12 protein-coding genes are annotated in these 20,327 nt (G+C 68.7%); 6 read left to right on the forward strand and 6 right to left on the reverse strand.

The features are described from left to right. Window positions 1-90 precede the first annotated feature (90 nt). On the reverse strand, window positions 91-1,143 hold the full coding sequence (locus tag ACPEH2_RS04380; protein WP_359920737.1) for a glycosyltransferase: 1,053 nt from the start codon (window positions 1,141-1,143) through the stop codon (window positions 91-93). Window positions 1,144-1,376: 233 nt separating this feature from the next. Here ACPEH2_RS04380 and ACPEH2_RS04385 point away from each other — a divergent pair, with 233 nt between their 5' ends. The 5 genes from ACPEH2_RS04385 to ACPEH2_RS04405 all read left to right on the forward strand — a co-directional run bounded on the left by ACPEH2_RS04385 (window position 1,377) and on the right by ACPEH2_RS04405 (window position 11,259). Next, window positions 1,377-1,925, forward strand: coding sequence for a hypothetical protein (locus ACPEH2_RS04385; protein ID WP_423718309.1), 549 nt, complete (start codon window positions 1,377-1,379; stop codon window positions 1,923-1,925). After that, the gene (locus tag ACPEH2_RS04390; RefSeq protein WP_359920733.1) at window positions 1,925-7,339 is read left to right on the forward strand and encodes a PKD domain-containing protein; all 5,415 of its coding nucleotides are present in this window, start codon (window positions 1,925-1,927) and stop codon (window positions 7,337-7,339) included. The genes ACPEH2_RS04385 and ACPEH2_RS04390 overlap by 1 nt, the downstream gene beginning before the upstream one ends. 70 nt (window positions 7,340-7,409) lie before the next feature. Then, the gene (locus tag ACPEH2_RS04395; protein WP_359920730.1) at window positions 7,410-8,726 is read left to right on the forward strand and encodes a hypothetical protein; all 1,317 of its coding nucleotides are present in this window, start codon (window positions 7,410-7,412) and stop codon (window positions 8,724-8,726) included. Between the two features lie 16 nt (window positions 8,727-8,742). Beyond that, a complete protein-coding gene (locus ACPEH2_RS04400) occupies window positions 8,743-10,536 on the forward strand; it encodes an ABC transporter ATP-binding protein (protein WP_359920727.1) in 1,794 nt (597 codons plus the stop codon). A 63-nt stretch (window positions 10,537-10,599) separates the two neighbouring features. Further along, complete coding sequence (locus ACPEH2_RS04405; RefSeq protein ID WP_359920725.1) at window positions 10,600-11,259, forward strand: hypothetical protein; 660 nt, start codon at window positions 10,600-10,602, stop codon at window positions 11,257-11,259. A 33-nt stretch (window positions 11,260-11,292) separates the two neighbouring features. On the opposite strand, the gene ACPEH2_RS04410 is transcribed toward ACPEH2_RS04405, so the two are convergent. Then, window positions 11,293-13,071, reverse strand: a complete 1,779-nt coding sequence (locus ACPEH2_RS04410; RefSeq protein ID WP_359920722.1) for a polysaccharide biosynthesis tyrosine autokinase — start codon at window positions 13,069-13,071, stop codon at window positions 11,293-11,295. A gap of 1,345 nt (window positions 13,072-14,416) precedes the next feature. On the opposite strand from ACPEH2_RS04410, the gene ACPEH2_RS04415 reads away from it, so the two are divergent. After that, the gene (locus ACPEH2_RS04415; RefSeq protein WP_363492363.1) at window positions 14,417-15,397 is read left to right on the forward strand and encodes a right-handed parallel beta-helix repeat-containing protein; all 981 of its coding nucleotides are present in this window, start codon (window positions 14,417-14,419) and stop codon (window positions 15,395-15,397) included. Here ACPEH2_RS04415 and ACPEH2_RS04420 read toward each other — a convergent pair. The 4 genes from ACPEH2_RS04420 to ACPEH2_RS04435 all read right to left on the reverse strand — a co-directional run bounded on the left by ACPEH2_RS04420 (window position 15,334) and on the right by ACPEH2_RS04435 (window position 20,257). Next, window positions 15,334-16,362 (reverse strand): DUF6492 family protein, encoded by a 1,029-nt coding sequence (locus ACPEH2_RS04420; RefSeq protein WP_359920717.1) that lies wholly within the window; start codon window positions 16,360-16,362, stop codon window positions 15,334-15,336. The two genes, ACPEH2_RS04415 and ACPEH2_RS04420, sit on opposite strands and share 64 nt — an antisense overlap. Then, complete coding sequence (locus ACPEH2_RS04425) at window positions 16,359-17,432, reverse strand: polysaccharide pyruvyl transferase family protein (protein WP_311286470.1); 1,074 nt, start codon at window positions 17,430-17,432, stop codon at window positions 16,359-16,361. The genes ACPEH2_RS04420 and ACPEH2_RS04425 overlap by 4 nt, the downstream gene beginning before the upstream one ends. Window positions 17,433-17,498: 66 nt before the next feature. Further along, on the reverse strand, window positions 17,499-18,731 hold the full coding sequence (locus ACPEH2_RS04430) for a DUF1972 domain-containing protein (protein ID WP_359920714.1): 1,233 nt from the start codon (window positions 18,729-18,731) through the stop codon (window positions 17,499-17,501). Beyond that, window positions 18,731-20,257: a sugar transferase gene (locus tag ACPEH2_RS04435; RefSeq protein WP_359920711.1), complete on the reverse strand. Its 1,527-nt coding sequence runs from the start codon at window positions 20,255-20,257 to the stop codon at window positions 18,731-18,733. Before ACPEH2_RS04435 ends, ACPEH2_RS04430 begins: the two co-directional genes overlap by 1 nt. Window positions 20,258-20,327: the final 70 nt, after the last annotated feature.

A 20,327-nucleotide genomic window follows, 5' to 3' on the forward strand; every position in this document is an offset into this window, starting at 1 on the left:
AGCCTCCGTGTGTTCGAGCTGCAGAACTAGACAGCTCCAACTCGACACCGGAGGCTTCTCCTACGTCAACAACGATCCGGGTCAGTACAGCTAGCGGCTGCGGGCCGCGCCGCGCAGGCGCTCCACGGCCGACCGCCACGTGTGTCGCGCGACGACCGCGTCGCGGGCCGCGGCATCCGCTCGTCCTCCCCAGGCGCCGTCGATCGCGGCCGCGACGTCCCCGGCGGTCGCCGCCGGCGACACGAAGCGGGCGTAGGTGCCGACGGTCTCGCGGAAGACGGGGATGTCGCTGACGAGGAGCGGCGCACCGAACCACGCCGCCTCCACGGCGGGAAGCCCGAACCCCTCGTCGAGGCTCAGATTGATCGCCAGGGCCGCGTGCGTGTAGAGCCAGGCGACCTCATCGTCGTCGAGGGAGCCGAGGAACACGACGCGTCCCTCGGCGACGGCTGTGCGGAGCCCCTCGGGCAGTTCCGTGCTCACCCCGGAGTGGGCGGAGCCGCCGACGATGTACAGCGGCGTCCGCGGCGTGACCGACGCGGCGAGACGGGCGCCGTCGATGACCGCGGCGAGGTTCTTGCGGACGTTCAACCGCCCGACCGTGACGGCGAACTCCGCGCCCTCCGGGACGGCGCGCGGGCGGCGCGGAGCGGCATCCGTCAGAGCCGTGGGCACCCCCAGCCCCACCGCGACCGGCGCGAGGCGCGGCGCGAGGCGCGCGATCCGGCGGGCCTCGGTCTCGGTCGACGTCGACACCACCGCGGCGCGGCGGGCCCACGGCAGCATGGGGGCGAAATACAGCCGCTCGCGGCGCGAGAACCACTCGGGGTTGTCGTGGAACATCGCGTCGTGGACGAACACGACGGAGCGTCCCGACCGGGGAGCGTAGTTGTGCACGACGCTCACGTCGGCGCGCGCGGCGCGGGACAGCCGCGGGAGCTCCCAGCGGTTCGAGACGGCGTGCGGCCAGAGCCTCGTGCGCACGACCTCGGCGCCCGCGGGGACGTCCGAGGCCTCGGCATCCCGCCGCAGCGCGAGGACGAGCTCGTCGCCGGGGAACACCGCGGCCCAGGTGCGGATGAACTCCCGCTGCACGGTCCGGTTCGCCCCGGGTCCCCGGCTCCACCAGAACGCATCGAACATGACTCGCATCGTCGCCCCCCGGGGTCATCATACGAGGCCGCCGCGGAGCGCCCGCGAAGATCGCACTTGCGCTGAAGAGCGGGGGGACGTATGTTGTGCACGATCCTGCTGGGGGCGGGATCTCTCGTTGGGGAACGAGAAACGACTTTGGGGGTCGGATCCGCGTGGGGACGATTGATGCTGGGCGTGGCATACGCCGGCTGCGATGGGGGACGCTTATCGCGCTCTCGGGGATGGTGCTGCTCGCCGGCTGCAGCGCCGTAGAGGCGGCGGCACGGCCGATCGCCGTACAGGAGTCGGAGAGTCCTTCTCCCACGCCGATCGACCCGGATGCGCCGGCACCGACGCCGTCCGTCGAGGCGGATGCGCCGACGAAGGCTCCCGCCGCCGAGGTCGAGACCGGCCCGATCGACGAGCCGATCGAACTGTCGACGGGTCTGGTGATCGAACTGGACTCGGTCTCGGCCACCTCTGTGACGGCGGCGACCCCGGGCGAGGTGTCCGGCCCCGCTGTGGTCGTGAAGCTCACCGCGCGCAACGACTCGCGCGAGACGGCCGACCTCGACTCCGCGGTCGTCACCCTCACCGCCGCCGACGGCGAGTACGGCATCGGCACCACCGCCGGGCCCAACACACCTCTCGCCGGCGACCTCGAGCCGGGCGACTCCGCCTCCGGTTCGTATGTCTTCATGCTCGACCCGGCGGCGGATCGCTCCGTGACCGTGAGCGTCAACTACTCGGCCGGGGAGCCCGTCGCCGAATTCTCGGGAAAGACGGACTGATGATCCACAACGCAACGACTCGGAAGCCGTCGAAGCTGACGCGCGCCGTGAGCATCCTCGCGGCTGCGGTGCTGATCGGTACCGGGATGCTGGCAGTGTCGCCGGCCGCCCACGCCGCGGAACCCCTCTCGCCCGACCCGGCTCCGCTCCTGCAGCGCGACGCCGACGTCGCCACCGCCGACGCGCTCCCGACGGTGCAGATCGACGACGGTTACGTGTGGGCGCAGACGATGGTCGGCAACACGGTCTACGCCGCGGGTTCGTTCACGAACGCCCGGGCACCGCTCGCCGCTCCCGGCACGAGCCTGACGCCGCGGTCCAACATCCTCGCCTACGACATCACCACGGGCGCCTTGAAGCCGTTCGCCCCGCAGGTCAACGGTGTCATCAAGGCCATCACCGCCTCGCCCGACGGCAGCCGGATCTACATCGGCGGGTCCTTCAACTCCGTCAACGGCTCGACCCGCTTCAACTTCGCCGCCCTCGACGCCACGACAGGCGCTCTCGTGCCCGGATTCGCTCCGTCGGTCGGCGGGACCGGCGTCTACGCCGTCGCCGCGACGGGCAGCACCGTCTACGTCGGCGGCCGCTTCACGCAGGGCAACGGCGTCGCGCGCGCCAACCTCGCCGCCTTCAGCGCGAGCAACGGCGCATTGATGTCCTGGGCGCCCACCACCGACCTCCAGGTCGACGCGATGGTCATGGAGCCGGGCAACCAGAAAGTGATCATCGGCGGTCGCTTCTACACCGTCAACGGCGTCGGTGGCGAGCAGCGCGGCATCGGCGCGCTCGACCCCGCGACGGGTGCGACCGTACCCTGGGCCGTGACGTCTGTCATCAAGAACGGGTGGGCTGAGGGCGGCAACGCCGGGAAGAGCGGCATCTTCACGCTCGCCACGGATGCTGGTGGTGTCTACGGCACCGGCTGGACCTACGCTGACGTGGCCACCGGCAACATCGAAGGCACCTTCGCGGTTGACGCCGGCGCGGGAAACCTCCGCTGGCTCGCGGACTGCCACGGTGACCACTACGGTGTCTGGTCGACGGGCAAGGTCGTCTACTCGACGAGCCACACCCACGAGTGCGACACGGTGGGCCTCTGGCCCGAGCAGCCCAAGCGGCAGTACCGCTACATCGAGGCCTACACCGCCGATGCCCGCGGCACGCTGCCTCGGACACCGAGCGAGAGCTCGATCTACAAGAACTGGGCGGGAACGCCGTCCCCGTCCGCGTACGCCTGGTACCCCGACTTCACCGTGGGCAGCACCTCCGGGCTCGGGCAGGCGGGCCTCTCGATCACGGGAACCGGCGACTACATCTCCGTCGCCGGTGAGTTCGGCAGCGTCAACAACCAGCGGTACCAGGGCATCGTGCGCTTCTCGACGAAGCCGTCGACGGGCGCCAAGCAGGGTCCGCGCATCGCGACTGCGAGCTGGACGCCGAGCGCGCGATCGATCGCGGCTGGCGAGGCCCGCGTGCAGATCCAGGCGAACTGGGACCGCGACGACATGAACCTCACCTACGAGCTCCGCCGCAGCGGACGCTCCACCCCCGTCGCGACGACCACCGTCGCCTCGACGTGGTGGCAGCGACCGGGCATCGTGATGAAGGACACCGACGTCGTCGCCGGGCAGACCTACACCTACACGGTGGTGGCTCGCGACGGCAACGGCAACACCGTCCAGAGCTCTCCCGCGACCGTCACGATCACGTCCGCATCCGCGTCGGCGTACGCCACGACGGTCATCGAGGACAGCGCGACCCACTACTGGCCCCTGGGCGAGGACTCCGGCACCGCCGGCTTCGACTGGGCCGGGAGCGACGACCTCACCGTGAACGGCGCGACGCGCGGCGTCACGGGACAGAACCAGGCCACGCCCACGAAGGCGACGCAGTTCGCCGGCGGGGACAGCTCCTTCGCCTCGACCGCCACGTCCGAGGCGGGCCCGAACACCTTCTCCGTGGAGGCTTGGTTCAAGACCACCAGCACGTCCGGCGGCAAGATCGTCGGATTCGGGAACAACGCCGGCGGGACCTCCGGCAGCTACGACCGGCAGGTCTACCTCAGCAACGATGGTCGGTTGACGTTCGGCGTGTACCCGAACAGCGTCCAGACGCTCGAGAGCGGGCCCGGCTACAACGACGGCGCCTGGCACCACGTGGTGGCCAGCCTGTCGCCCGCCGGGATGCGGCTCTACGTCGATGGCGCCCTCGTCGGCGGCCGATCGGACATCACGTCCGCGCAGGGGTACAACGGCTACTGGAAGGTCGGTGGCGACAACACCGGCGGGTGGCCCAACCGTGGCAGCAGCAACTACCTGTCGGGCACCATCGCCGACGTCGCGGTCTACCCGACGGCGCTGAGCCTCGACGCCGTGGCTCGCCACTACGCCGCGAGCGGCCGCGGGACGACGCCCGCTGCGGCACCGTCCGACACGTACGGCAAGTCCGTCTACGCGCTCAACCCGTCGGTCTACTGGCGCCTCGATGAGACGTCCGGTTCCGCCGCGGCGGATTCGAGCGGTGCGGGTTACATCTACCCGGGTACTTACTTCGGTGGGGTGACCAAGGGAGCTCCGAGCGCGCTCGCCACCGGCGCGGGCTCCTCGATCACGCTGAGTCCCAACGGGCAGACCGGCGTCACGGGCGACAAGCAGGTCTTCAACCCGACCACGTACTCGATGGAGACGTGGTTCAAGACGACGAGCACCGACGGTGGCAAGCTGATCGGCTTCGGCAGCAGCCGCACGGGCGAAAGCGGAAGTTACGACCGCCACGTCTACATGAGCGGTAACGGAGCGATCAAGTTCGGCGTGTGGAACGGATGGGCCGGCATCATCCAGAGCGGTCCGGGGTTCAACGACGGCGAGTGGCACCACGTCGTGGCCACGCAGTCGTCCGCCGGTATGCGTCTCTACCTGGACGGCCAGCTGGTCGACCAGAACGACATCGCGACTGCCCAGAATTACAGCGGATACTGGCGCATCGGTGGCGACTCGGGCTGGGAGGGTGCGACCTACTGGACGGGTTCGCTCGACGAGGCCGCCGTGTACCCGACCGCGCTCACTGCGGCCCAGGTGTCGGATCACTTCCGCACCGGCTCCGGGCAGCAGCCCCCGAACGGAGAGCCGCGGGATGCGGCGTTCACCGCCGACGCGACAGGTCTGACCGTCGCCTTCGCCGGTACGGCGACCGATCCCGACGGGGACCCTCTGACCTACCAGTGGAATTTCGGGGACGACACATCCGATTCCGGTGCGACGGTCTCGCATCGCTTCGCTGCCGCCGGCACGTACCGGGTGACGCTCACTGTGACCGACGAGCGTGGCGGCTCCACGCAGCGCGCCGAAGACGTCACGGTCACCCACGCGGCGCCGGTCGCGAAGTTCACGTCCGCGTCCGCCGAACTCGAAGTGACGACGGATGCCTCTACGACTTCGGCATCCGACGACGCAACCCTCATCTACGACTGGAATTGGGGGGATGGGTCCGCGCACTCGACCGGCGTGACCGCGTCGCACGTCTATGAGGAGGACGGTGATTACACGATCACCCTCACGGTGACCGACAGCCTCGGAGGTACGTCGACGTCGGAGCGTTCCGTCTCGGTCGCCAAGGTTCCGGCGGCTGCGTTCGTGGCAGCGGACGCCTTCGGTCGGACCGCCTCGTCCGGATGGGGAACCGCTGATGTCGGCGGCACATGGTCGCTCCTCAGCGGCAGCGCATCGGTAGCCTCGGTCCAGGACGGCAAGGGACAGCTGACCCTGCCGGCCGGCCAGACACGCACTCTGGCGCTGACGTCGACGGTGCGCGACTCCGAGAGCAGGGTCGACTACACGCTGGTCAATGCCCCCTCCGCGGGCGCCGGCTACGTCGGCCTCGGCGCTCGTCGTATCGGATCGAACTTCTACAACCTCCGGGTGTGGCATCGAGACACAGGGGCGGTGTGGCTCGTTGCACAACGCGGCACCACAGTCATCACGTCGAAGCTGATCAGTGGTCTCACCTGGAAGGCAGGAGACAGCTTCTCGCTCCGAGTCGATGTCACCGGCACCAATCCCACGTCCATCCGCGCGAAGGTATGGAAGCAGGACGCTTCTGAGCCGACGGCGTGGCAGTTGGAGACGACTGACTCCACGGCGGGCATGCAAGAGGCCGGTGCGCCCCTCCTGCACTATGCGATGGCGGGAACGGCGACCGTCCCCGGGACGGTGAAGTTCGACAACCTGACGGTCCGCGACACTCAGAGTGAGCCTGCACCCAATCAAGCACCGGTCGCCGCCTTCTCGTCTTCGGTCGCGAATCTGACGGCTTCTGTGGACGCATCGTCGTCGTCGGATGCCGACGGATCGATCGCTTCGTACTCGTGGAACTGGGGAGATGGCTCCCCGGCTTCGACGGGAAAGACAGCGTCGCACATCTACGAGTCGGCGGGTGACCGGGTGATCACTCTGACGGTCGTCGACGACGACGGTGCGTCCCACACCGCCACAAAGACGGTGACCACCAGCTCGCCCGCACCGAATCAGGCACCGGTCGCGAGTTTCTCTTCGTCCGCCTCGGATCTGACCCTGTCTGTCGACGCTTCAGCATCGTCGGATCCGGATGGTTCGATCGCCACATATTCCTGGGCGTGGGGTGACGCGTCCGAGGACGGACTCGGCGCGAAGACCTCGCACTCCTTCTCGGCAGCGGGAAGCTACGAGGTGACCCTGACCGTCACCGATGACGACGGGGCGACTCACTCGGTGAAGAGGACCGTGACGGTCACTGCCCCTGCTCCGGCCGACGTACTCGCGCGCGACGCGTTCGAACGGACGGCGTCGAACGGATGGGGATCGTCCGACCTCGGCGGCAGCTGGACGATCAGCGACGGCGCAGTGAGCGCGGCAAGCGTGGGCGGCGGAGTCGGGAGGTTCGCTCTCAACGCCGGGAGTACGCGCACCGCGCTGCTGTCCCAGACACCGGTCCGCAACTTCACAGCCACTGCCGACTTCACGGTCGACGTGTCGTCTGCGAGCGGATCGGGTTACGCCGGGATCGTTCCGCGGCGGTCCGGCAGCAACTTCTACGCGGTGAGCGCGTGGCTCCGATCGGACGGCAAGATCTGGCTCGTCGCTCAGCGCGGCTCGACCGTCCTCCAGACGACGACGACCACCGGTCTCACCTACAAGGCGGGGGACAGCTTCTCGCTCAAGGTGGAGGCCTCCGGAGCGTCGGGCACAACCGGGCTCCGGGCGAAGCTGTGGCAGAAGGGGGCGACGGAGCCCACCGCGTGGCAGCTCGTCGCTTCAGATACGGACGCAGCGCTGCAGGCGGCGGCACCAGCCGGTCTGCGTGCCTCGCGTGCGTCGTCATCGACCAGTGCGATGACCGTCTCCTTCGATGAGTTCCGCATCTCGCCGATCGACTGACGCAACGGAGGCCGGCCGGGCTGCGGAAGCCCGCTCGGCAGGCAGGATCGAACACGGGAGAGGGGAGCACATGCCGAGCGCGATAGTCATCTCCGCGGGGCTGGCGGCGTGCATCGCCGCGGGCCTCGCCGCCGTTTTCCTCATCCGCGCGCCGCGACTGAGCTTCGTCGTGTGGATCCTCTCTGTGTTCTTCCTGCCCGTGTGGGTGGGTGTGAACGTCGGCTTCTTCATGTCCGCGATCACCCTCCTGACAGTCCTGTTCGTCGCCCTCCACAGCGGACGATTCCGGTTGTCGGGGCCCGACGCTTTCATGCTCCTCTTCACCGGGCTCGTCGTGCTGCTCTTCGCGGCGAAGCAGGTGGAACTGACGTATGCGGTCTCGGGGATCCTGGAGCTGGTCCTGCCCTATTTCTGGGGGCGGATCGTCTACGAGCGTGTCGGTTCGGCTACCGTCACCGCGTGGGTGGCTGGGGTAGCGGTGGGCGTGGCGGCGCTGGCCATCGTCGAATTTGTGACGGGGACGAATCTGTTCGTGGCCATCCCCGGTTCCGAGCCGCTCAAGGAGACATGGGCAGAGCTTCAGCCACGCGCGGGATTCGTGCGCGTCGAGGGCGCTTTCGGACACTCCATCGCGTTGGGTGGCGCACTCGCCATGTCAGCGGCGTTCGTGCTGGCGTCGCGGGCGAAGGCATGGATGAAGGCGTTGGGTCTGGCGATCGTCGGCCTCGCGGTCGTCCTGACCTTCAGCAGGATCGGCATCGTCACCTTCGTCCTGACGGTGGTTCTCTCGCTCATCCTCCTTCGTACCGTGAGCGCATCGACGCGGTGGGCGGTGGGCGGTCTCCTCATCGTCGCGGCGGCGATCCTGGTTCCGTTCCTCGACACCGTCTTCGCCGACGCGGGCGGTGAGGCGGGGGGGAGCGCGGACTATCGCGGTGGTCTGACGGTTCTGCTGAGTCAGGTGCGACTCATCGGCGGTGCTTCCGAGTGGGAGAGCCTCGTCGTCGGCGATGTCTATCTGGGCAACTTCCGGGCATCCATCGACAATGCGTTCATCGCTCTCCTGCTGCGATACGGCTATCTGCCGACGGCGGCTCTCTTCGCGGTCTACGCCGCCGCCGTCGTCCTCGCGGTGCGGTCCAGAGCTCTGTCGCCGGGGCTCGTGGCGATCGTCGCGCAGGTTCCGGGTCTGTTCGCGGTCGCGTTCATCACTCAGTACGGGATCCTGCTCTGGTTCATCGTCGGTGTGACCGTCGGGCAAATCACGGCGAGTGGACGGCCCACATCATCAGACGAAGCGCCGCGTCCGAAGTTCATGATCATGGATGGTGCCGCTCTCGGCACGTCCGCAAAGGGGAGAAGAAGTGTCGCGACGTCCGGAAAGTAAATCCAGAAGGTCCCCGATGGCGACCGCGAGGGAATCGCTGGCGGCGTGGCGACGCATCGCCCCGTTCTTCTCGAAATCTCGGGGAAAGATCGCCCTCATCTCCGTCGCCTCCGTCGTCGCGGGGCTCCTCGAGGCTGTGCTGCTCACGCTGATAGCGGCCCTCGCCCTCGCTCTCGCCGACGGTCGCGACGTGCGCGTGGGCCTCGGTGGAATCACCTGGGATTTGGCGACTCCTGTGGCGCTGGGACTGGGCATCGCCCTGGCGGTTCTGCGCGGCATCCTGCAGCTCTGGGTCGTCTACTTGCCCGCCGTCATGGGCGGGCAGGCGATGGTGGACCTGCGGACTCGGCTCTTCGATGCCTTCGTCGGCGCTGCGTGGCCGTCGAAGGCGTCCGAGCGCGACGGTGGCTTCCAATCCGTCATGCTGAACCAGGTGCGCGCGACGTCCGAAACGATCGTCCTCATCGCCGGCATCATCTCCGCTGCGTTGATGTTCGCCAGTCTGCTCGTGTCTGCGGTCGTGATGAGCCCCGTCGCGGCTGTGGTGATCACCGTCGTGTCGTTGGTGCTCTTCGCCGCCCTCCGCCCGCTTTCGAACTCCTTGCGCAAAAGCGCGACCGTCCTGAGCTCGGAGAACATCGAGTACGCGAAGACCACGCAAGAAGCCGCAGCGCTTGCCGAAGAGACGGAGGTGTTCGGAGCCGGCGCCGCTTACCGCGGTCGGTTCTACGCCCAGCTGCGAGCGGTGCAGATCCCGTCCCAGCGCGTGCGCTTCCTCTCAGCAGCGGTTCCGTCCTTGTACCAGAGCGTGGCGCTTCTGGTCCTGGTCCTGGCGCTCGGTGTGGTCGCACTCGTCGGAGCCGGCAACGTCGCGACGCTGGGAGCCGTCGTTCTGATCCTGGTCCGCGCCGTCACTTATGGACAGCGAGTACAGACGGTGATCTCCTCCGTCGACGAGAAGCTGCCCTTCGTGCATCACCTGGCTGATGCGATCGAGCGTTACGAGTCACAGCCGCAGATTCCTGGTCGACGGGGCGCAGATCACATCGGTGACTTGACGATGAGCGGCGTCGGGTTCCACTACGAGGGGGGCGCGGATGTGCTCCGTGACGTCTCCTTCTCTGTGAGGCGCGGTGAGACGATCGGCATCGTGGGTCCCTCGGGTTCCGGAAAGTCGACCTTGGTGCAGCTCCTCCTCCGGCTCCGGGAGCCCACAGAGGGGACATTCTCGGTCAACGGTATCGATGCGTCTGACATCGATCGCGAGGACTGGCGACGGATGGTGACGTACGTCCCGCAGTCGCCTCAGCTCTTCTACGGGACGGTGCGCGAGAACATCCGGTTCTTCCGTGAGGACGTCGACGACGCGGCCGTCGAGGATGCCGCGCGCCGCGCTCACCTTCACGAGGACATCCTCCGACTTCCCCAGGGTTACGACACCATCGTCGGAGCCAGGGCGTCCCTGGTCTCCGGTGGTCAGAAGCAGCGGATCTGCCTCGCGCGTGCCCTGGCCGCTCGCCCGGCGGTCATGATCCTCGATGAGCCGACGAGCGCTCTGGACGTCAAGTCGGAGGAATCCGTCCAAAGATCGCTGCAGGACCTGGCGGGGGACACCGTGGTGTTCTTGGTCGCTCATCGTCTGTCGACGCTCGCGATCTGCGATCGGGTCATGGTGATCGCGGACGGCACGATCGTCGGGCTGGACATCGCAGAGAACCTCATGGACGACAACACCTACTTCAGAGAGGTCAGCGAGATCTCGAGCCGCGCCGCCGTTCAGGGCCCTGCGCGTCAGTCGAAACGGGGGTGACCTCGTGAGCCGCATGTCTCACGAGCAGTCGCGATGCGACCGAGGGCTCACGAGGAGGGCCGGATGAGCGCAGAAGTACTTTTCGTCTGCCACGCCAACGTCTGCCGATCGCGACTGATGGAGCATGAGTTCCGAGCTGCACAGAAGGAAGTCGGCCCGGAGCGGTGGCGATCATCGAGCGCGGGTGTGGCTGCCGTGGAGGAACATCCCCCCTGTGAGGCGGTGCTTCAGCTGGGCCTTGCCTCGCCCCTTGGTGCGCGGTCGCGACGGGCGGACCGAGGCGCCGTGCAGCTCGACGGCGACGCTCTGCAGACGGCCGGACTCGTGATCACTGCCACTCGAGCGGAGCGCGCGGAGGTTGCGCTCCTCGACCCGACGATGCGGTCTCGTACCTTCACACTCCGTGAGGCCGTCGCACTCGCTCGCATCGAGCCCCTCTCAGCCCCGGTTCAGACAGGGGTGAACGCCGACGATGTTCTGGCTGCCTTCGCCGAGTCACTCGACCGACATCGCGGCAGCGTCCGTGCAGAGCAGATTTCGCCTCGCCGCCGCTGGTCGCGCCGGCGCGGGGGTGCGACCAACTTCGATCTCGACATCGCTGATGCGCACAACCGGCGTCCTCGTGATCATCACAAGGTGCTGAGCATCGTTCAGGCTCAGGCCAGAGCGCTGCACGGGCAGCTGTCGCAGTTCGCAGCACACCACGAACACCTCGCCACCTGACCGCGCGCATCAGCCGGTCGGCGCGACTGGTCCTCAGCCGGACTTCTCGACGCCTGCGGCGCGGACCGGGCTGACCGGACCGTAGTACTCGCCGGCCTTCTTGTCGTGCCGGGCGCGGTTCAGAATGCTTCCGAGGACGCGGGCTCCGGCGCCCTCGAGCAGTTTGATCGCTTTCGCCGCATTCGGCCTGCGGGTCTTCGTCGCGTCGGCGACGAACAGCACGCCATCGACGGAGGGGGCGAGGAGGCTCGCGTCCGCCACGTTCAGTACCGGAGGGGCGTCCACGACGACGAAGTCGTAGCGACTGGCCGACTGTTCCAGGAGATTCGCCAGCGCTTCAGAGGCGAGGATCTCCGCAGGATTCGGGGGAGTGCCGCCTGACGGAAGGACGTCGAGGGTCGATGACCGGAAGGGGTATTTCGCGGTGTCGAAGTCGTGCACCTTCAACAGGACGGACGTCAATCCGACCGCATCTTCGATGCCGAAGAACGTGTGCACTTGCGGGCGTCGGAGATCGGCGTCGATGAGCAGGACCCGATGATTGAGGTCAGCGAGAGTCAACGCGAGGTTCACGGCGACTGTCGACTTGCCCTCTCCGGGAGAACTGGACGTGACGAGAAGTGTCGAGACGCGAGAGCCGACATTGGCATAGGTGAGCGCAGACCTCAGGCGGCGGAACTCCTCCGCTGATCGGCCCAAGGGCTCCTGAGCGATGCCGGCGGCGCGATGAGAGAGAAGAGGGGCTCGGGTGATGACGCCGAGGACGGGTGTGCCGCTCACGCGCGCCAGGATGTCCTCGTTACGGACGCGTGTGTCGGCTGCGCTGATGATCAGGGAGACGGCGATCCCGAGGATGCCACCGACGAGCAGCCCGACCAATGCGTCGCGCGGCTTGTTCGGCGACGACTGCGAGGTGGGCACGACAGCCTCGTCGATGGTTTCGGCCACGATCGTGGGGGCGCCCGCGGCCCCCTTCGGGGAGATCTCCAGCACAACGTCGGCGAGTTCGGCGGCGATCGCGTTCGAGAGAGCCGCCGCCCGCTCGGCGTTCGTGGTGGTGGAAGTGATGCGCAGGATCACGGTGTCCTGCGGGATCGTCACGTCGATGGAGCGAGCCAGGTCACGTGGAGTCGTGTCGATTCCGAGCTCTTGGATGACCGGCTCGAGGACCCGCGACGTCGTCGCGAGCTGAGCGATCGACAGCATCTGATTCTGCGTGTACGTCGAACCCTGATTGAGATCGGACGCGCTCGCCCCCTGGTTGAGCGCGAAGTAGAGCGAGGACGTCGACTGGTACTGAGGGGTTTCGAGCGCGGACACGCCGAACGCCGATACGCCGCCGACGACGGCGAAGACGGCGATCCCCCACCAGAACTTCCGCAGCGCGTTCAGCAGCCAATGACCGGACCAAGGCGTTGTGTCCGCCATGGCTCCCCCTCCCCCAGAGTCCTCCCACTCTACCGGCGCAGAGCCCTTCACGACAGCGAACGCCGGTCTCGAGACGCCGGTGCGCTGGCGTATCGGTCGGTGCCGGAACCCCTCGAGTGATGATCCCCTGATGAGGGAGTTCTCATGCGGAGAGAGTCGGTCTAAGTGCCCTGATACCGTCAGCGGATTCTCCCCAGCAGGTTCACCCGACCTGCCCTGCTGACGGCCCCGACACCCCTGCTCGAAGAGAGACCTCATGTCCCGACGCTCCCGGCCCACAAGAACGGGTGCACTGCTCCTGGCTCTCCTCCTCGGCATGGCTGTCGCGAGTGGGTCCGGTGAGCCCGCCGCGGCCGCGACCGCGGTGTACGTGAAGGACGCCATGGCGCGATCCGTCGGGAAGGGATGGGGCATCTCCGACCTCGGGGGTTCCTGGACGACGGGGCCCGGAGCCGTGGCATCCGTTCGTGATGGCCGGGGGTGGATCTCGAGCCCGCAACCCGGACGCACAGCACGAATGTCCCTCGGCGGCACGATGCGGGATGTCGACTCCACCTTCTCGCTTTCGGTTCCCAGCGTGCCGACATCGGGCACCGGTCTGTACCTCTCCCACGGTGTTCGCGCGACGTCAGGCGGCGCTTACGTCGTCGGGGTCCGCATCATGGTGGGGGGTGTCGTCGAACTGAGCGTCCAAAAGCGGTCCGGAGTCACAGTCGGTACCTTCTCGTCGGGGCGCTTGCGGGAGAGGGTCCGGCCAGGCGGAACTGTCGATGTCCGTATCCAGGCGATCGGGTCGACGACAGTCGCCCTCGTCGCCTCCGCCCGGGTGGCAGGCTCCGCGGACGCTGCGGGGCGAACCCTGACGTACTCCGACTCATCCGCGAAGCGGATCGCAGGCGCCGGAGGGGCGGACTTCTCGTTGTATACGTCGTCATCGAGCGCGACGCTCCCGCTGGGAGTGGACGATCTGAAGATCTCGGCGCCCGGGGTCGTGCCGCCGAGGCCGGCCCCTGCGCCGGAGCCCATCCCTGCACCGGGGCCCGTGCCTGGGGCCGGACAAGTGATCGCCGGCGCGCGGTCAGCAGCCGGGGCGAGCGCTCCAGGCTCCGTCGCTTACGAGGTGCCGGCGAACGCGGTAATCGTCTCGCCCAAGGGGAACGACTCCGCGGTCGGTACGGCTGCGGCACCGGTCCGTACGATAACCGCTGCTCTGCGGAAGGTTCGCAATGGAGGAACCGTCGCACTCCGCGGCGGCGTTTACCACGAGAGCGTCATCGTCCCGCCTCAAAAGCGCGTCACCCTTCAGCCCTACGGCTCCGAAGCAGTCTGGCTGGACGGCGCGGAGACAGTGACAGGCTTCCGCGCATCCGGCGATGTGTGGGTTCGCTCCGGATGGACCCAGCAGCTGGATGCCAGCCCGACGTTCGTTCGAGGGGCACCTGATGGTGCTGCGGAGGGATGGAAGTTCATCGACCCCGCTCATCCGATGGCGGCTCATCCGGATCAACTGTGGATCGACGGTAAGCAGCTGGCACAGGTGCCATCGCGATCCAAAGTGACTCCGGGCAGCTTCTTCGTCGACGCTGCGGCGGATGAGCTCGTCGTGGGGTCGGACCCGAACGGGAGAAGGGCGGAGGCGAGCACCCTCGTCAGTGCTCTTTCCGTCCGCTCCGAAGGTTCGGTCGTCCGAGGGATCGGGGTTCGCAGGTACGCCACGAGCGTTCCGGACATGGGCACCGTCATCATCGCGGCGAAGGGTGTCACGCTGTCGAACGTCACCATCCGGGACAATTCGACCACGGGGCTTTACACCTGGTCCGAGGAGACCACGCTCTCGCGTGTGTCGGTCATCGCCAATGGGCTCCTCGGTGCAGGCGCAGCCCACGCCGACGGGCTCGAGATCCGCGGGATGCTGTCGTCGGGGAACAACCGAGAACGGTTCAATAGGGCGCCCGTCTCGGGTGCGTTGAAAATCCACAGCTCCTCGGGTGTGAGTGTGGCCGACAGCGTGTTCGCGGACAACAACGGACAAGGACCGTGGTTCGATGAATCGAACGACGGCGTGGTCTTCGCAGGCAACGACAGTCTCCGGAACACGGGCAACGGCCTCGTCTTCGAGCTCTCCGAGCGCGCCGTCATCGCGGACAACCTCGTGGCGGACAACGCGATCAACGGGATCTACATCGTGAACGCGGGTTCCGCGTCGATCTGGAACAACACAGCGGTCGGGAACGAACGGAACATCGCCGTCACTCAGGACGCGCGTCGCTCGAAGAATCCAACCATCCCGTGGATGAGCAAGAACATCGTGATCGCCAACAACGTCTCCGCTGAACCAGAAGGAACGTGCCTGGTATGCGTCGACGACTTCTCACGGGCGCTCGTGGGCGGTCAGATGGTGACGCGGGCCGAGGGCAACTTCTACCACCGCGCCTCACCCACCGCGACCCGCTGGTTCGCGATCTACTCGCGCGGCGCGGCGGGACCCTCCGAGGGCTTCTCGACGCTCGCCGACTTCACGTCCGCCACCGGGCGGGAGAAGCGGTCGGTGCTGGTCGAGCAAGCGGCATCCCCGGTTCACGACGACTACTCGCTGCGATCGGCGACGGCTTCGCGGCAGACCTCGATCGCGGTACCCGTCCCCGCTCAGATCGCGGGCGTCTCCGACCTGACGACGGGTGAGGTGAGCCTCGGCGCGCGCTTCCGGTGACCCACGGCGCGACGGACGCGCTCCATTCCGCGGGTCCACACGATCGCCGGGAGATACCGTCGGCGGAAGCGCCGGATGAACGTGCCTGCGGCGGCGGCATCCGGGAACAGGCCGAAGGTGGTCCACGCCTCGGCGATGCGGGCGAGGGTGGCGGGGTCTGCTGCGGCGAGCACCTGGCGGTGCACGGCGAACACGGCCGCGTCCTCTCGGCGGTGCTCCGCGATCGCGGCGCGGACGCCGTCGACGGATGCCGCCTTCGGCCACACTGCGGGTGCCGGGAGCGACCGGTTGTTGCGCAGCGCGGCCAGGCCCGGACCCCGCGTATCGATCCAGCCCGCGTAGAGGAAGAACTCGAGCAGCTTGCGGCGCTCGAACTCCTCCGGGAACGTGCGGCCCGACCGCCGCTCGATGTCGTCCATGACAGCGCGGACGGTGTCGGTGTCGAAGACGAAGGGCGTGGCGGTGGGCGGGAACGCGGCGACCGCCCGTTCGGTCTGGTGCGCATCTGCGCCGAGGTAGGTGAGGGTCCTCACGAGTGACTCGCGGAGCGGATGCGTCGTGTACGGGTGCGAGCGTCCGAACGCGCGACCGGTGAGGTCGACGAAATCCGCGGCGCTCGCCGCGCGCGTGAAGTGGTTCTTCGCATCGAGGACCACGTAATGAGGAGTCCGGATCCGCCGGGCGATCGCGAGTTTGGCTGCCTGTTGGCTCCGCCAGCCCCCGGTGGCGCCGGGGTCGATCAGCTCCCGCGTGCGCACGATGCGCACCCTGTCCTGCAGAGCTCCGTACTCCCGCAGGAGGCGGCGACGGGAGGGCCCGCTCAGTCCGAGGACGCTGTTGTCGAGGATGAGCATCTCCTCGACGCTGGCGGGGTCGAGATAGCGGGCCATCGAGCGGGCCTGTAGTTCGAGAAGCGGGACCTCGGCCTCGAAGACGACGGTCACGAAGGTGAGGGGCGACATCATCGGGTCGCCTCGACGAGGTGCTGTACGTCGGCGAGGAGCCGCTGCCCCCGCTGCTGCGCCTGCCGTGCCTGGTCGGCCAGGGACGGGTCGTCGACGGCGGCGAGGATCCGGTCGGCGACCTCCTCGGAGCCGCTCGCGTCCACGACGTGCGGCCAGCCGAGCTCACCCATGAGGGGCGCGAACTTGCGGGAGTAGGCCATCGCGATCGCGGGGGTTCCCGTCGACAGGGCGTTCAGGCAGGCGTGCATGCGCGCCCCGATGACGAGGGATGCCCCGGCGATGACCGCCCGGGCGTGCTCGAGGTCGCGCGGCACGACCAGCCCCAGGCGCCCTTCGTACTCCGCGTGCAGCTCGGTCGCCACCGGGACGTCGTTGTCGGGGTCGGCGGAGTCGAGGACGTGGGGGAACAGGGTGACGGAGCGGCCGCGGACGAGAAGTCCGTCGATCACCGCGCGGATCTGGCGTCGGTACGCCTCGGGGTCTCCGTGACGGGTCGACCGCCAGAGCAGTCCCGAGACGTTGAGCAGGACGTCGTGACCCCGCTCGGCCACGGGCTGGTCGATGCCGAACACGAGGTCCGTCGTCGTGAGGTCGACGGGTCGCCCGAGCGTCGCCGACGCTGCGGCGCTCAAGGGATCGCGGGCGAGCACGAGCCGGGAGCGGTGCACGTCCCGCCGAGCGAGCAGCCGCGACCGGCGCGAACCGAAGGGGCCGATCGTCTGCGGCGCCAGGACCGTCGGGACGTGTCGACGCGCCGCGAACTCGTGGATCATCGACATCGTCGTGTGCCGCGGGAGGCCGTAGATGTCCGAGAAGCTGTCGCCGGACCGGGTGTCCCAGTAGAGGTCGAACCCGTCGAGCCAGTCGCGCATGCCGCGGCGGCCGGTCACCCACTCGCGGACGAGACCACGCGGGGACCACGTGACGGCCTCGGGCTTCGAGCCGTAGTTCATGTACACGAACTCCGCCTGCGGCCAGATGCGGCGGAGCAGGTCTTTCGACCCGCGCCCGAGGGCGCGGACGCCGAGGTTCGGTGAGGTCTCATCCGTCCAGGCGAGGAGGATGCGCATGGGGTGTCCTTTCCAACCGTCGGGCCGCGGTGCCGCACACCGCGGCCCGACGCCGGGGGGTTCGGGTCAGCGGGTCGAGTCCGGCCGCCGGCGCGCGGGACGCCCGAGCAGGTGCATCGACTCGCCGCGGGCGAGTCGGACGGCGAGGTCCTCGTAGTCGGTCGCGATGTCGTCCCAACGGAACGCCTCGCGGGCGCGCTCGCGGACGATCCGCCCCATCACGGTCGCGCCGGCGGGGTCGCCCTCGAGGGTCGCGAAGTGCCGGCCGGCTTCGGCGGCATCCGCGAAGAACAGGCCCTGCTCGGCCAGCGTCTCGTGGTTGAAGCCGACGTCGTACGCGAGGACGGCCGTGCCGGCCCCCATCGCCCGCAGGAGCGACGGGTTGGTCCCGCCCACGGAGTGCCCGTGCACGTAGGTGAGAGCGTGGAAGTAGAGCGCGTCCAGCAGGTCCTGGTCGAAGACCCCGCCGAGAAAGTGGATGCGGGGATCGCCGCCCGCGGCGGCACGGATCTGCTGCGTGTACTCGGCGGCGTAGGGCGCGGAGCCGACGACGACGAGGGGCCGGGTCGCGGAGCTCCTGCGGTAGCCCTCGACGATCTCGAGCACGTGGTTCTCGGGTTCGAACCGGGCGACCACGAGGTGGTATCCGCCCGGTGTCAGGCCGAGGGAGCGGATGCCGTCGGCCGGGGCGTCCTCGAGGATCGGGGCGCCGTAGCGGATGAGCTCGGTCGGCACGCCGAACTCGCGGTCGTAGTAGTCGCGGATGCCGGGGGCGTCGGCGATGAGCGCGTCGGCGGTGCGGACGCCGAACTCCTCCGCCCAGCGGTAGTACGCCTTGCCGCGCCGGCCCCACTTCGACCGCTTCCATTCCAGGCCGTCCATGTGCAGGGCGGTCGGGATGCCGCGGGCGCGGAGCGCCGGCAGGAACGGCGAGTTCGCCGCGTTGAAGACGAAGGCGGCATCCGGTCGGCGGCCGAACACGGCGTGCACGGCCGAGAGCCCGGTGTGGCTCAGCGTTTCGAGCTGCTTCACCCGGAGGGCAGGCAGGTGGATGACCTTCATGCCGAGGTACTCGCGGGCGCGGCTCTCGGAGCCCCGTGTGTACACGGTGACGCCGTGTCCGCGCTCGACGAGCCGACGACCGATCTCCTCGACCGCGGTCTCGAAGCCGCCGTACGAGGCCGGGACCCCGCGGGTGCCGATCATCGCGATCTCGAGCGTCCGCGTGGCGCGGGGCCGCTCGTCCTGGGTGAGGCGGACCGGCTCGCTGTCGAGCCGCCGCGGGATTTCGATGACCATCAGTACGCTCCCTCGGTGGTGACCATGACCTTGGCTGTCCGCCACATCAGGACCAGGTCCGTCATGACGGTCCAGTTCTCGACGTAGCGGAGATCGAGCCGGACGCTCTCCTCCCAGGAGAGGTCGCTGCGTCCGCCGACCTGCCAGGGGCCGGTGATGCCCGGCTTGATGTAGAGGCGGCGCGACACGGTGCCGTCGTAGGCGATGACCTCGGACGGCAGCGGCGGCCGCGGACCGACGACGCTCATGTCGCCGCGCAGCACGTTCCAGAACTGCGGCACCTCGTCGAGCGAGAACGACCGCAGGAACCGGCCGACCCGCGTCACCCGCGGGTCGCGCCGGAGCTTGAAGAGGGGCCCCGAGCCCTCGTTGTGGGCGAGGAGCGCCGCGAGCTCGGCCTCGGCATCCACCCGCATCGTGCGGAACTTCAGCATCGCGAACTCGCGTCCGTCGCGCCCGACGCGCGCCTGGCGGAAGAAGACGGGACCGCCGTCGTCGGCCGTGATCGTGATCGCGATCACGAGCGCGATCGGTGCGAACAGGACGAGGGCGGCGAGCGACACGAGGATGTCGAGCGCCCGCTTCACGTAGTAGGCGGCTCCCTCGAAGCTCGGGATCTTGACGTGGATGAGCGGCATCCCCTCGACGGGCCGCAGCGACATGCGCGGCCCGGCGACGTCGGTGAGGCGGCTCGAGATCACGAGCTCAGCGGCGGTGCCCTCCAGCGCCCACGCGAGCCGCTTCACGTACGCCGGGTCGCCGGCGGGCTGGCTCGCGACCACGATCGTGTCGCTCTCGTGGATCGCAGCGGCACGCAGGACGGCGTCGTCGCCGCGCGTGACCGGGTACACGACGTCGTCGACGGTGAGCGAGTCCCGGTCGTCGTCGAGCAGGGCCACACCGACGACGAGGTATCCCAGCTGGCCGGCCGGTCCGAGCGACCGGATCGCGTACTCCACGTCGTCCCGCGAGCCGACGACGACGGTGCGCGAGGCGTACCGGCCCTCGGCGCGCTGGGCGATGAGCCATCGTCGCCATGCCCACCGCGAGGCGAGGAGCGCCAGGGTGCCGAGCGGCAGCGCGGTGAACAGCTGCGCACGGATGCCGTGCCACTCGAACACCACGAAGACGATCGCGAGCAGGCCGAACGCGAGCCCGGTCGCGTGGGCGACGCGCGCGTACTCCGTGGGCCCGGTCCCGACGACCGTCGTCGACCGGGTGTTGAAGAGGCCGAGCGAGATGAGCCAGATCATCGCGGTCGCGACCGCGATGATGACCCGGTTCCGGACGGCGATGTCGGAGGGCGCAGCGGCGGTGAGCGAGACGATGGTCGCGAAGGTGCAGGACACCGCCACGACGACGGCGTCGTTCACGCGGAGCCGCGTGCGGAACCGGCGCTCCCACTGCAGGCGGCCGACGAGCGCCGCCGAGGCACGGGGCGCCTCAGCGGTCGAGGTGCGCGGCGCCGTCTTCGGGCCGAGCCCGGGCAGCGTGAGACCCGGCGCGATGCCGTCGACCGCGGTCACCGAGCGTCCCCACACACATCGGTCAGCTGCCGCATCATGCCCCCAAGCAATGTGCGTCACTGCATCCGCC

The organism is Microbacterium sp. NPDC064942, from assembly GCF_049545525.1.
GTDB classification, from domain to species: domain Bacteria; phylum Actinomycetota; class Actinomycetes; order Actinomycetales; family Microbacteriaceae; genus Microbacterium; species Microbacterium gawkjiense.